Below are 13,393 nucleotides of genomic sequence, written 5' to 3' on the forward strand. Positions count from 1 at the left end.
CTTTTGAAGCGCCGGGCGACCGAGAGGCTTACTTACCGTTGTTAAACATACCGGCGTCACCGGCGGGTACGGCGTTCGGCTGCGCGGGCTTGTCGAGTACCTCACCCATGATGGTGAGCACGACGGGCTCCTTGCTGACGTTGGTGGTCAGGGTCACGCGCTTGCGGAACTTACCCAGGCGATCGGTGGCGTAGCGCACCTTTACCTCTCCGGTCTCACCGGGGCCTACGGGCAGGTCGCTGAAGCTCGGCACGGTACAGCCGCAGGAACCCACGGCGTTGGTGATGATGATGGGCTCGGTGCCGGTATTCGTAAAGGTGAAGGTCCGGTAGGGGTCGGAATTCTGCTCGATGGTACCGTAGTCGATCTCGGTCTTCTCGAACGACATGCCAGAAGCGGCGGCGGCGGTCTGCTCGGTAGCGGCGGCCTGGGCCTGTACCGTCACGCTGGCGCCGAGGCAGCTCAGAAGGACTAGGAGGGAAAAGATGCGCTTCATAAGTCGGTTGTTTTCTTCGTATGCTAAGTTACGGCGGACAGGCATTGTCCACCCTCACATTCTTATCCTTTAACGCCACACCACGGCAAAAGATGATAGGCCCTCCCCCTTTTCGGTGTTAATGGGATGTAAAAAATTGAAGCGACAGACTTGTGTAATTGCCGAAGACCTGCTTATCTTTGCCACCGCTTAACCGCCACGGGGGATTAGCTCAGCTGGCTAGAGCGCTTGCATGGCATGCAAGAGGTCACCGGTTCGACTCCGGTATTCTCCACGAAAAGGGACTTTCGCTTCGCGATTGTCCCTTTTTTAATTTCCCTCAATCCCTCAATCCCTCAATCCCTCAGTCCCTCAATCCCTCAATCCCTCAATCCCTCAATCCCTCAATCCCTCAATCCCTTAACCATATTAAGGCTGTAGGTAAGCGGTATCAGCCCCGGCATCTGCTCGAATTGGTAGCGGTCCTCCCCCACTTCCACCAGGTTGTCGAAGCAGTCGTAGGGGCTGTAGTCGTACTCGTCCATCCGGCGCAGGGTAAGTCCCGCACCCAGCAGCGCGTTGATCACGTCGCTGATCGGGTGGTCCCAGCTGACCTCGGTACCCTTCACTTCCTCGCTCCCGTCGGTGTAGCTTCCCTGGCTTTCCTCCACGATCGCCTGCCGGTCGAAGTAGCCGTACTTGATACCCGTACGGTCTGCGTTCCAGAGCCAGGCCAGCGGGTGAAACTCCACAAACACGAACTGCCCGCCGGGCTTCAGGTAGCGCGCCACGACGGCGGCCCAGCGGTCCAGGTCCGGCAGCCAGCCGATGGTCCCGTAGGTGGTGAAGACGATGTCAAAGGTTTCGTCGAGGTGCTCCGGCAGGCTGTAGAGGTCGCAGTTGATGAAGCGACCCGGCAGCCCCGAGCGTTCGGAGAGTTGGCGGGCGGCACCGATGGCCCGGTCGCTCAGGTCCACGCCGGTCACGGAGGCGCCGCGGCGGGCCAGGGACAGGGTGTCCTGTCCGAAATGACACTGTAAGTGAAGCAGGCTTTTGCCCGTGAGGTCCCTGGGTAGCATTCCCAGTTCTATCTCCCGCAGGCTCTCCTGGCCGGTCAGCCAGCCGGCTACGTCGTAGAAGGCACTCGTCAGGTGGGCGGCCGTGCGCTGGTTCCAGTGTTCGCGGTTGAGGTCCAGGTAATTTTCCATGCCCCGAAAATAGGGCGGCGAAGCGCAGGTGCAATGCCTGTAGCGGCGCGGTTTGCGTCACCAGCGGTAGACGAGGCCGATCCCCGCGCCGGTCACGTCGAGGTTCCAGCCCGTAGCGGCGGGGGCGCGCTTGTGCAGTTCCGGGATGAGCACCCCCAGGGTAGCCCCGAGCAGGTAACCCGCCGCGATGTCGGTCGGAAAATGCTTGCCGGCCTGGTAGCGGGCGTGGCCCGTCAGCAGGGGAATGGCCGCGGCCCCGGCCCAGAGCAACGGACGCAGCGGGCTCTCGGGATATAGGTCATGGAACACCTTTGCGGTAAAGAAGCTAAGGGCGGCGGTGTTGCTGGTGTGTCCCGATACAAAGGACTGGCGGGCGTCGTTGCTCGCCTGGTTGAAGGGGTCGTGCTCGGGGTTGAAGGTGAGCGGACGGTTGCGGCGGACGATCACCTTGGTGGCCTTGGTGAGACCGTCGTTCAAGAGCATGGTTTCCGCCAGCAGGGTGGCGACCACCAGCACGCGCCGGCGGGGTTCCGGAGCGATCAGCAGGGTGGCCGGCAGGGCGAGGGAGGCGCGCAGCAGGTCGTCGCTGAGGTTACGGTGCGTTTCGGAATATTGCCGGGTGGCGCCGCGGTCCAGGAACCAGACGCGGTCGCTGCGCTGCCGCGCCAGCTCGCGGGGGGTAAGGCCCGCCATCCGGGACTCCACCAGGTGACTGCCGATACTGAGCGCCGCGCCGCCGGCCAGCAACCCGCTTTCGCGTTTCCAGTCGAGCTGGTACGGGAAATCCTGCGCGCCCAGCGACAGGCCGGTGCACAGCAGCAGAAAGAGAGAGAACGAACGAATAAGGGGCATGCAGTCAGAATTACCGCCGGGCAATCGGCGGGTAACGAGCTAACTCAATAATACGAAATTTTAGTTTGCCCCGAAAGCGGCATGGCTGATAAACGTCTGCCCCACGGCGGACCGATCAACCACGTGGCGGCTCCCGCGTTACTTTCATTCAACCCAAACACTAAGCAACATGCCATTACGATTAGGAGACACCGCCCCCAACTTTGACGCCAAGACCACCGAAGGCGACATCAATTTCTACGACTGGGCCGGTGACCAGTGGGTCGTGCTGTACAGCCACCCCAGCGATTACACCCCTGTCTGCACCACCGAGCTCGGCCGTACCGCCCAGCTGAAGGAAGACTTCGAAAAGCGCAACGCCAAGGTCATCGCCCTGAGCGTCGACGACCTGAAAAGCCACCAGGGCTGGGTAAAGGACATCGAGGAAACTCAGAATTGTACGATGAATTTCCCCATCATCGCCGACTCCGACAAGTCCATCGCTACGGCCTACGATATGCTGCACCCCAAAGCCGACAGCAACTTCACCGTCCGCTCGGTCTTCATCATCGACCCCCAGCATAAGGTGCGCCTGACCCTCACTTACCCCCCCAGCACCGGCCGCAACTTCCAGGAGATCCTCCGTGTACTCGACAGCCTCCAGCTGACCGACGGCTACAGCGTGGCCACCCCCGTAGACTGGAACGACGGCGAGGACGTGGTCGTCAGCCCCTCCATCAAGACCGAAGATATCCCCGACAAATTCCCTAAAGGCCACAAGGTGATCAAGCCTTACCTGCGTACTACGCCTCAGCCGAATAGATAGTACTGTAGTACTGTAGTTCTGTAGTCCGCGCAATACGGATGCGCGACTACAGAACTACAAGACTACCGAACTAAAACTTCTCCCCCCCCTAACCAACACCATCTAAATGAACCGTATCCCACTGCTATTCCTCCTATTCCTCTGCACCTGCGTCCCCGCCTTTAATGGATTACAGGCCCAGGACGATGACGACAAGGAAAAAACCGAAAAAGAGGACAAAGACGCCTACAAGGAACTTACCAAGGACGCCCGCGTGCAGGAAGGACTGTTCGGGGTGATCGAAAAGGACGGCAAGACCTACTTCCAGCTGCCCATGGACTTGCTCGAGGAGGAAATCCTCGTCGTGAGCCGCATCAGCGGGCACGTCAAGGGGCTGAACTTCGGCGGCGCCGGTATGAAGAGCCGGCCGCAGCAGGTCGTACGCTGGCAGAAGAAGGGAGAAAAAGTCCTCCTGCGGAGCGTCAGCTACAACAGCGTGGCCAGCGAGGAGCTGCCCGTGTACCAGTCGGTGAAGAATAACAACTTCGAGCCCATCGTAGCCGCCTTTGACATAAAAGCCTACGGCCCCGACAGCGCCTCCGTGATTGCCGACGTGACCGCCTTCTTTACCAACGACGAGCCGATGATCGGCGCCCTCGACGACGGGGAGCGTAAGCGGTTCGGCATCAAGGGACTCGACAAGGACCGGAGCCTGGTCATGAACGTGAAGGCCTTCCCCAGCAACGTGGAAGTGCGCCACGTACTTACCTACCGCGGCGACGACCTCCCCGACAACCAGGTGACCGGCACCCTTTCGGTGGAGATGAACCAAAGTTTCATCCTGCTGCCCGCCGACCCCATGCAGCCGCGGAAGTACGATCCTCGTGTCGGCTACTTCAGCATCGAGCAGACCAACTACGGTCTCGACGCCCAGCGTGCCGAGAAGCAGCGCTTCATTACCCGCTGGCGCCTCGAGCCCGTGGATATGGAAGCCTGGGAGCGCGGTGAGCTGGTCGACGTGAAAAAACCTATCGTCTACTACATCGACCCCGCCACCCCGGCCGAGTGGGCCCCCTACATAAAGCAGGGCGTTGACGACTGGCAGAAGGCCTTCGAGGCCATCGGCCTGAAGAACGCCATCATGGCCAAGGATGCCCCCACCAAGGCGGAAGACCCCGACTGGAGCCCCGAAGATGTGCGCTACAGCGTGATCCGCTACGTGACCACCGAAATCCAGAACGCCCAGGGACCCCACGTACACGACCCGCGCACCGGCGAGATCCTGGAGAGCGACATCATCTGGTACCACAACGTCATGAACCTGCTGCGGAACTGGTACCTGATCCAGACGGCCGCCGTGAACGAGGACGCCCGCAGCCCAAAGTTCAAGCAGGAAGTGATGGGTAAGCTCATCCGGTTCGTGGCCGCTCACGAGGTCGGTCACACCCTGGGCCTGCCCCACAACATGGGCAGCAGCCCCGCCTACTCGGTAGCGCAGCTGCGGACGCCCGGCTTCGTGCAGGAGAACGGCGTCTCGCCCAGTATCATGGACTACGCCCGCTTCAACTACGTGGCCCAACCCGAGGATGAAGGCGTTGGCCTCCACCCCAAGATCGGACCTTACGACTACTACGCCATCCGCTACGGGTACCTCCCGATCCCGGAGGGTAACGAGGAGCAGGTGCTCAATGAGATGATCAAGGAAAAAGCCGATGACCCCATCTACCGCTACGGCCGGCAGACGCGCAACGGATACGACGCGAGCGCCCAGACCGAGGACGTCGGCGACGATGCCGTACTCGCCTCAACCCTGGGTATCGCCAACCTGAAGCGCATCGTGCCCGAGATAAAGGACTGGATGGCCGAGGACGGCCAGTACTTCGACAACCTCGAGGAAGTCTACGACAACGTCATCGGCCAGCTGCGCCGGTATACCGGTCACGTAGCCAACAACGTGGGCAGCGTATACGAGTGGCAACGCAGCAGCGACGAGGATAAAGTGGTCTATGAGGTCGCTCCGCGCGCCAAGCAGCAGGCTGCCGTGAAATTCATCAACGAGCAGATCTTCAAGACGCCCATGTGGCTGGTCAACGAGGACATCCTGCAGCGGATCTCGGCCACCGGCGTCGCCGACAAGATCGAGTCCCTGCAGACCTACGCCATCGGTACCCTCATGAACGAGGATCGCCTGAACCGGCTCGTCGAGGAGGCCGCCCGCAACACCCAGGCGTACGGTGTCATGGACCTGATGAACGATACCCGTACCGGCATCTTTACCGCCGAGAATACCAACAGCAGCTACGGCCGCAACCTGCAGGCCAACTACGTGGATGCCCTGACGAAGCTGCTCAAGAACGAGGACGTGGCCGCCGACGTACGCGCCGCCGCCCGCGCCAACCTGATGGAGATCCGCAGCAGCCTCAGCGGCCGCAGCGGTGACGCCCTGGTGGCCGGCCACCAGTCGGAGCTGAGCCAGAACATCCAGGTCGCCCTGACGGGTCTGGAAGCCATGACTGGCAAGTAAATCGGCATTTCCCCGTGGAAGTCCCCGCCCTCCGCCCCGCGGAAGACGGGGACTTTTTATTTGATGCCCCACCGGGTGAACCCAAGCCCCCCGCCCCACATAATGGAAAAGCGGGGCGCATGCCGCCCCGGTAACCTGAGCAACCGTGCAATCTTCCACCCTCCACGCTACCGTGCGGGCCATGCTGGCCGACAACAAGGGCCTGCTCGCCATGGACGAGAGTACGCCCACCGCCAACAAACGACTCGAGGCGCGCCATATCCCCCCCACCGAAGCCGCCCGGCTGGCGTGGCGCCGCCTGATCGTGACCGCCCCCGGACTCTCGGAAGGGATCGGCGGGGCCATTCTCTACGACGAAACCATTCGCCAGACCCTTGCGGATGGTTCTCCCATCGCCAAGGCACTGGCGGATTACGGCATCATCCCCGGCATCAAGGTCGATGCCAGCACGGTCCCTCTGCCCAACCACTCCGGGGAAGTGATGACCGAGGGGCCCGACGGCCTCCGTAAGCGACTGCAGGAGTACAAATCGATGGGGGCCCGCTTCACGAAGTGGCGGGCGGTGATCAACATCGGTTCTGGCTTGCCCAGCCGCGCCGCCATCGACACCAACGCCCAGACGCTGGCGCTCTACGCGGCCTTCTGCCAGGAGGCGGACCTGGTACCCATCGTGGAACCGGAAGTGCTCATGGACGGAGACCACAGCCTCCAGCGCTGCGCCGAAGTGACCACCGAAGTGCTGCACTCTGTCTTTGACCGGCTGTACCGAATGGGTGTGGACTACGGCGGTATGATTCTGAAGCCGAATATGGTCCTTTCCGGCAAGGCATCCGCCGTACAGGCCGGGATCGACGAGGTAGCGGAGGCTACCGTGACCTGCCTGCTCCGTACGGTACCGGCCAGCGTGGGCGGCGTAGCCTTCCTCTCCGGCGGTCAGACGCCCGATCAGGCCACCCTCCACCTGAACGCCATGCACCGCGACTACGGCAAGCTGCTCCCCTGGCCGCTCACCTTCTCCTTTTCCCGCGCCGTGCAGCAGCCGGCGATGGACGCGTGGGCGGGAAAGGAAGCGAACACCGCCGAAGCACAGCGCCTACTGACAACCTATACGAATAGAAACCGGGTGGCCCGACAAGGAGCCTACCAGGACGAAACCGCCTAAAATTTGACTCATGACCAAGCCAGTCAAGGCCCTCTTTCTCGACATCGGTGGCGTAATGCTCAGCAATGGCTGGGAAACCTCCTACCGTCAACGGGCCGCCGGACACTTTGGGCTGGACTTTCACCGCATGGAAGCCCTGCACCACCCCATTGCTGCCGTGCTGGAGACGGGGCACATCACCCTGGATGAATACCTGGACCTAGTCGTATTCCACCAGGAGCGGCCCTTCACGAAGGCGGAGTTCCGCGATTTCATGTTTTCCATGTCGACGCCCTACCCCGCCGTTATCGATCTGTTCCGGGGATTGAAGGAGCAGTATGCCCTTAAAGTGTTCGTAGTCAGCAACGAATCGCGGGAGCTCAACGCCTACCGCATCCACCAGTTTGGCCTGGTAGAGTGGATCGACTGCTTCGTATCCTCCTGCTACGTAGGCTACCAGAAACCCGACCCGAATATTTTCAAGCTGGCCCTCGATCTTGTGCAGGTACCGGCGGAGGAAACGCTGTTTATCGACAACACCGACCTGCACATCCGGGCGGCCGCCCGGCAGCGTATCCCGGGCGTGGTGCATCGTGACCTGGATACTACCCGTCGCGAATTGAAAGGCCACGGACTTGAGCTGTGAGCGGGAAAACCGGATCGCCCCGTCGTTGCAGTAGGTTTCCATTTCACCAGGTCCACCCTATGGCCAGGCCGGCCCCGGGAAGCTTCGGTGAACCACCGCCGGTTCAGATCCTTGACAGGGAACTAATTTAGAAGCAAGGCGACGTGCGCAGCGGTCACTCAGCCGAGAAGAAGTGCCCTTTGGCCTCCGTCAGAGCAACCGAGTAACCGCCGGATCTCCCGCGAACGGTTACGACTGACCGGTATTTGCGTTTCTCCGACCCGCACGCCGGTACTATTGTAGGCCGTAACGCGGTCAAGGTTGACGGCGAAACTCCGGTGGGTCTGAGCAAATCGCGTATTCCCGATCGTCGCCAGCATAGTAGACAGCGCCGCACGCTGGAGGAGGGTACGCCCGCTTGTCAAAAACACGCGAACGTAGACCCCTTCGGCCTGCAGGTAGTCAATATCCCGCACCGCTACGCGGTAGTTCGTTCCATCGTGGCGGAGCTCCAAAGCTGGCGCATTGTTCCTTGCGGTACGGGCGTTGTACAGGGCAACTTCTAGGGTAGAAAGCAGGCTGGTCAACCGGACCGGCTTTTCCAGGTAGGCCGCCGGTCGGGTAACTTTAGCCTCGTTAAGGGTCGGTGTATCGACCTGTGCGGTCAGATAGATGAAAGGGACCGCTACGGGCAGATTGCTCAGGTAGTGCGCTACGTCAACCCCCGAACGGTGATCACTGAGCCGTATGTCAAGGAGCGCCGCTCCGGGGGGAGACTGCTTGATAGCTTTTACGGCCTCCTCGTAGGAGATGGCGTGCACCACGCGGTAATTGTCTTTCTCGAGGGCGCGCCGAAGAAAGTCGGCGATGATCAATTCGTCCTCTACTACCAGTACGGTAGCCTTTGCCGGACGAAGACATTTCTCCGGCTGAAAAATTTTCTCGTCTTGCGTGTTCATGTGTGTGTTTTGAAGAACATTCGGGATAGCAAGGTCATGCCTAAGCCCGGTCACAAGTCGAACGTCCACAAGCGCGAAGCCTGCAGTCTAACTATTGGTATACTGGTGTAAACAGATTAGTCTGGGTTATCCTATGCTAAGTATTCAAGGTGTTGTACGAGAAAAACGGGGTGATGGATTCTCAAGCACTGAAAATTTTTTGCCAAAACCGTCGGTTATTTCCCTGATCCCGATCGCGGTAATCGTCCACGGCTCAGAGACCGGTCGGGCGCAGTTCGTCCATGCCTACCCCTAACGTCAGCCGAGGACAACCGCACGGACGGAGAAGCGTTACCTCTGCACGATAATCGTCCAACTCACCATGCCCGAACACGGCACCCCCACCGACATACCGGCCGCCGAACTGGAAGACGCCACGCGCCGCGCCGAAGCCCTGATCCCGACGCCATACGGTGAATTCCGGATGATCGCTTACGCAGGCTCCGCGGCGGACTATACCCCCCATCTCGCGCTCGTCCACCCCGATATGGATCCTGACAGCGACGTGGTCGTCCGCCTCCACTCCGAATGCATCACCGGCGACCTGTTCGGTTCCAAGCGCTGCGACTGCGGCGAACAGCTCAACCGGGCCCTCCAGATGGTAGCCGCCGCCAGGGGCGCCGTCATCTACCTGCGGCAAGAGGGACGTGGGATCGGGATCATCAACAAGCTCAAGGCCTACCAACTGCAGGACCAGGGCCTCGACACCATCGAGGCCAACCTGCACCTCGGCCTGGAAGTCGACGCCCGCGACTACGGCGTGGCCCGCGGTATCCTTCAGGACCTCGGCATCGGCCGCATCCAGCTGCTCACCAACAATCCGCTGAAGGTCGATTCCTTCGGTGACGGTCCGATCGAGGTGGTCCGGCGGCTGCCGCTGATCGTAGCCCCCGGCAAGGAAAACCGCGAGTACCTGCTCACCAAGCAGGTAGACATGGGCCACTGGCTGAAATAAGGCGGCGGAGCGCAGGTGCGGGGCACGCCGGCGAACGGAATGAACATTGGCCGTCGCCCGTTCGTACTGAGGACCGATCTCCGATCAATTTTTCTCGTAGTAGTTCACCCGTCCGACTCCGTATTCGCCATGCCCCTCACCGAATTAGCCAAAGACATCCACCGGGAGTGGGATAATCTGGTAGACCGCCTCCGCTGGGGGCAGGACAAGCCGATAGACGTGGCCAATTATACCGGCTTCGGCCGGCCCGATTACCTCTACCTCACGGGGCGGGTACTGCGCGACCGGGGCATCGGCCGCGACGAGCGCGACCAGCTCTGGCACAATCTGGTCAATAATTTCAAGCGCTTTAACAGCCGCGAGATCGGTGAGGCCGAAGTAGAAATCACCTGGGGCGGGCATACCTTCCAACGGACAACCGACAGCGAAGGGTACTTCCAGATAGAGCATCACTGTAGTCCGGAAGAGGCCCCGCAACTCGACGACCTCCTCTGGCAGGAGGCTACCGTACGCGTCGTCAGCACACCATCCGACGGTCCCGTGAACCACGTTTCGCATTCGGACGTGGTCATGCCGCAGGAAGCCGAGTTCGGCATCATCAGCGACATCGACGATACGATCCTCCAGACCGACGTGACCAGCCGGTTCAAACTGAAGACCATGATGCATACCCTCCTCAAGAACGCGGCCGACCGCCGCGCCTTCAAGGGGGTCTCGGACTTCTACCTGGCGCTGCAGGGCGGCCCGGACGCGAAGGGCTACAATCCTTTCTTCTACGTCTCCAACAGTCCCTGGAACCTCTACGACGTTCTGGTCGATTTTCTGCACCTCAACCACTTGCCCCGCGGGCCCATCCTGCTGCGCGACTTCGGCCTCCCGTCCGAGGACATCGAGTCGACCTTCAGGACGCACAAGGCAGACATGGTAGAGAAGATCCTGAGCACGTACAGCCACCTGCCCTTCATCCTCCTGGGCGACAGCGGTGAACACGACACCGACATCTACCTGGAAGCCGCCCGGAACAACCCAGACCGTATCCTCTGCATCTACATCCGTGACGTACAACACGAGGAACGGGCACAGCGCATCGAGTCGCTCATCGAAGACGTCAGCAAGATCAACGTAAAGTTGGTGGGCAGCTACGAAGAGGCCATGGTGCACGCCCAAAAAATGGGCTGGATCATGGGTTGAGGACCTCTGGTCCGATCCGCAAGGCGAGGCCGGATCCTGACTGCCTCGAAGGGAAAGCATCCCCTACGCGATGAATCTAAGCCTTGAAGCCATCTCGCCAAGATCATAGGCCATCAGACCGGAGGTCCTAAACCCCTAGTCGGCCAAATGGACCTCGCGACGGTGCAAAGTGATCGGACCGGAGGCCCTCAACCCGGAGCTGGTCAGAAGGCCACAAGCTCCACCGCAGCCTCTACCACGTCCATCGTCTGTGGCTTGCTCACGTAGTTGCCGTCGTCGGCGTAAGCGGGGCGATGTACGGTAGCCGTCAGAGTTTTCACGGGCGCGTCGAGGAAGCGGAAAGCATCCTGTCCTTCGATGATCTCCCGCTCGATGTAGGCGGAGGCCCCTCCCGGCATATCCTCGTCGACGATCAGCAGGCGATTCGTACGGCGCAGGCTCGCCGCCAGGCGGTGTTCCAGGTCGAAGGGCAGGAGGGTCTGCACGTCGACGACTTCCACGTGAATGCCGCGTTCCGTCAGCAGGCGGGCGGCCTCCAGGCACAGGCGAACGCAGGCCCCGTATGTCACAAGGGTGAGGTCGTCGCCCTCCGTCAACCGTTCGGGGACGCCCAGCGGCACCCGGAAATCAAGCAGGTTAGTGGGTTCGGGTTCCCGCAGCCGGTACCCGTTGAGCACCTCGATAACGAGGGCGGGATCGTCGCCGTCGAGCAGCGTGTTGTAGAGACCGACCGCCTGCACCATGTTGCGGGGGACGCAGAGGTGCATGCCCCGGAGGCTGCCGATGAGGGGAGCCAGGTAAGATCCGCTGTGCCAGACGCCCTCCAGGCGGTGGCCGCGGGTGCGGACGATAAGCGGACAAGCCTGCATGCCGTTGGTACGCCAGCGTAGTGTGGCTACGTCGTCGGTCAGAATGGGCAGGCCGTAATAGATGTAGTCGAGGTACTGGATCTCGGCGATCGGGCGTAGGCCGCGCATGGCCATACCCATCGCCTGTCCGAGGATCGACCATTCGCGGATACCCGTATCGAATACGCGGTGCTCCCCGAAGGTATTCTGTAGTCCGGCAAAACCCTGGTTGACGTCGCCGATCTCCCCGACGTCCTCCCCGAAAGCGAAAAGCTCGGGCCGCTCCTCAAACTTGGCGGTGAAGTAGTGTTGCAGAATCTCGTAGCCCGGGAGTGTTTTCTCCCCTTCGGCGTAAGTAGCGGGCGTCCCCCCGGTGCGGAGGGGTGATTTGGGGGTATTACTGAGCAGGTTGGCCGACTTGGCGCTGCGCAGGTCGCGGTTGGCGGCGCGCAGCCACCCGTCCAGGTCTTCGGGCAGCTCACCGCCCCTCCGGAACCGCAGGCGGCGAACGGCGTCGATCAGTTCCGAGGGGAGGGGGTGGCTCATCTTGCGCACTTCGGCGGCAAAGCTCCGCAGTTCTGCGTCCTGTCCGTCTTCCGGCGGCAGCACCTTCAAGAGGGCATCGCGGCGGACCTTCAGCGGTGCGCTGAGGTTCTCCCAGGCGCGCTTGCGGGCGGCGGCGATCTCCTTCTTTGCGCGGCGGTCGAGTTCGTCCAGTTCGGCGGCGTCGGCGACACCGGTGGCGATCAGGTAATGGCGGAACTGGGCCAGGCAATCCCATTCCTTCTCCCACGCCAGGCGCTCCTTACTCTTGTAGCGTTCGTGGCTGCCGCTGGTGCTGTGTCCGTTGGGTTGGGTAAGCTCCTGAACGTGAATGAGCGCGGCGCGGTGCCGCTTACGAACGCGGCGGGCCACCTTGGGATACATTTCCACGAGTGCGGGATAGTCCCAGCCCTTCACGGTGTATATGTCTATGCCGTTGCTTTCACCCTCCTGCTGCAGCCCCGCGAGGGCCTGGCTGATGCTTCCCTTGGTCGTTTGCAGCTCTACGGGCACGGATATACCGAAGCCATCGTCTACCACGGTGCACACCATCGGCACGCCGGTCACGCCGGCGGCGTTCATGGTCTCCCAGAAGATGCCCTCGCTGGTGGAAGCATCGCCGATCTCGGTCCAGGAAATTTCGTTGCCGTCGCGGGAATGAAGCTTGGCGGGCAACGCGGTGTCCAGCCGGAAAACGCGGGAGGCGAAAGCCAGTCCGAACCCCCGGGCCATCTGTCCGGCCGTGGGGCTGGTGGCGCTGCTGAGGTTGAAGGTCTTGGTGGCGTCCAGCCAGTTGCCGTCTGCATCCACGGTCCGGTTGGCGTAGTGGCCGCCCATCTGACGTCCGTTACTGAAGGGATCGTGTTGGTCGTCGGAATAGAGCTGGGCGAGCAGTTGTTCCGGTGTCGTCATACCGAGCCGCAACAGCAGCGTATGGCCCCGGTAGTAATCGGCGCGCCAGTCGCCCATCTCGATGGCGCGGGCCATGGCTACCTGGTAGAGTTCCTTACCGTCGTCGCTGACCCCGAATTTGGCCCGCCCCGTAAGGACGTCCTTCCTGATAACGTTGCTGAGTTCGCGGCTCACACGGCAGACGTAGTAGTCCGCGAGCGCGCGCTCAAAATCCGATTCCGGGAGTTTCCGGAAATCCACGGTGGTTAGCTCGGGATCTTTTAGGGGCAAAACGGGAGAGGTTTATGTGCGATGGTTAGGCGCTGAATCTGGTGAGGGTATCATGTCAAAAGCTGCC

The 13,393-nt window shown here is 61.3% G+C and carries 11 protein-coding genes and 1 tRNA gene; 7 read left to right on the forward strand and 5 right to left on the reverse strand.

From position 1 onward, the window contains the following. Window positions 1–28: 28 nt before the first annotated feature. Window positions 29–496 carry a DUF1573 domain-containing protein gene (locus DQG19_RS14305; protein ID WP_116126959.1) on the reverse strand — a complete coding sequence of 156 codons (468 nt, stop codon included), beginning with the start codon at window positions 494–496 and terminating at the stop codon, window positions 29–31. Between the two features lie 200 nt (window positions 497–696). On the opposite strand from DQG19_RS14305, the gene DQG19_RS14310 reads away from it, so the two are divergent. Continuing rightward, window positions 697–770: transfer RNA gene (locus DQG19_RS14310), tRNA-Ala, on the forward strand. Window positions 771–879: 109 nt separating this feature from the next. Here DQG19_RS14310 and DQG19_RS14315 read toward each other — a convergent pair. Continuing rightward, a complete protein-coding gene (locus DQG19_RS14315) occupies window positions 880–1,683 on the reverse strand; it encodes a class I SAM-dependent methyltransferase (RefSeq protein ID WP_116126960.1) in 804 nt (267 codons plus the stop codon). A 57-nt stretch (window positions 1,684–1,740) separates the two neighbouring features. Beyond that, window positions 1,741–2,535, reverse strand: a complete 795-nt coding sequence (locus tag DQG19_RS14320; RefSeq protein WP_116126961.1) for a phosphatase PAP2 family protein — start codon at window positions 2,533–2,535, stop codon at window positions 1,741–1,743. Window positions 2,536–2,704: 169 nt separating this feature from the next. Here DQG19_RS14320 and DQG19_RS14325 point away from each other — a divergent pair, with 169 nt between their 5' ends. The 4 genes from DQG19_RS14325 (at window position 2,705) to DQG19_RS14340 (ending at window position 7,630) form a co-directional block, all read left to right on the forward strand. Next, window positions 2,705–3,340, forward strand: coding sequence for a peroxiredoxin (locus DQG19_RS14325; protein ID WP_116126962.1), 636 nt, complete (start codon window positions 2,705–2,707; stop codon window positions 3,338–3,340). A gap of 106 nt (window positions 3,341–3,446) precedes the next feature. Then, window positions 3,447–5,843: a zinc-dependent metalloprotease gene (locus DQG19_RS14330; protein WP_116126963.1), complete on the forward strand. Its 2,397-nt coding sequence runs from the start codon at window positions 3,447–3,449 to the stop codon at window positions 5,841–5,843. Window positions 5,844–5,988: 145 nt separating this feature from the next. Next, window positions 5,989–7,005 carry a class I fructose-bisphosphate aldolase gene (locus DQG19_RS14335; protein WP_116126964.1) on the forward strand — a complete coding sequence of 339 codons (1,017 nt, stop codon included), beginning with the start codon at window positions 5,989–5,991 and terminating at the stop codon, window positions 7,003–7,005. A gap of 10 nt (window positions 7,006–7,015) precedes the next feature. Beyond that, the gene (locus tag DQG19_RS14340) at window positions 7,016–7,630 is read left to right on the forward strand and encodes an HAD family hydrolase (RefSeq protein WP_116126965.1); all 615 of its coding nucleotides are present in this window, start codon (window positions 7,016–7,018) and stop codon (window positions 7,628–7,630) included. A 158-nt stretch (window positions 7,631–7,788) separates the two neighbouring features. Here DQG19_RS14340 and DQG19_RS14345 read toward each other — a convergent pair whose 3' ends face one another. Continuing rightward, entirely contained in the window at window positions 7,789–8,568 is a 780-nt protein-coding gene (locus DQG19_RS14345; RefSeq protein ID WP_116126966.1) for a LytR/AlgR family response regulator transcription factor, read from the reverse strand. Between the two features lie 361 nt (window positions 8,569–8,929). Between DQG19_RS14345 and ribA the strand changes: the two genes are divergently transcribed. Further along, complete coding sequence (gene ribA, locus DQG19_RS14350) at window positions 8,930–9,562, forward strand: GTP cyclohydrolase II (RefSeq protein ID WP_116126967.1); 633 nt, start codon at window positions 8,930–8,932, stop codon at window positions 9,560–9,562. A gap of 129 nt (window positions 9,563–9,691) precedes the next feature. Further along, window positions 9,692–10,753, forward strand: coding sequence for an App1 family protein (locus DQG19_RS14355; RefSeq protein WP_157974519.1), 1,062 nt, complete (start codon window positions 9,692–9,694; stop codon window positions 10,751–10,753). Window positions 10,754–10,956: 203 nt separating this feature from the next. Here DQG19_RS14355 and DQG19_RS14360 read toward each other — a convergent pair whose 3' ends face one another. Beyond that, window positions 10,957–13,326 carry a thiamine pyrophosphate-dependent enzyme gene (locus DQG19_RS14360; RefSeq protein ID WP_116126969.1) on the reverse strand — a complete coding sequence of 790 codons (2,370 nt, stop codon included), beginning with the start codon at window positions 13,324–13,326 and terminating at the stop codon, window positions 10,957–10,959. Window positions 13,327–13,393 lie beyond the last annotated feature (67 nt).

This window comes from Lewinella sp. IMCC34183, from assembly GCF_003390915.1.
GTDB lineage: Bacteria > Bacteroidota > Bacteroidia > Chitinophagales > Saprospiraceae > Neolewinella.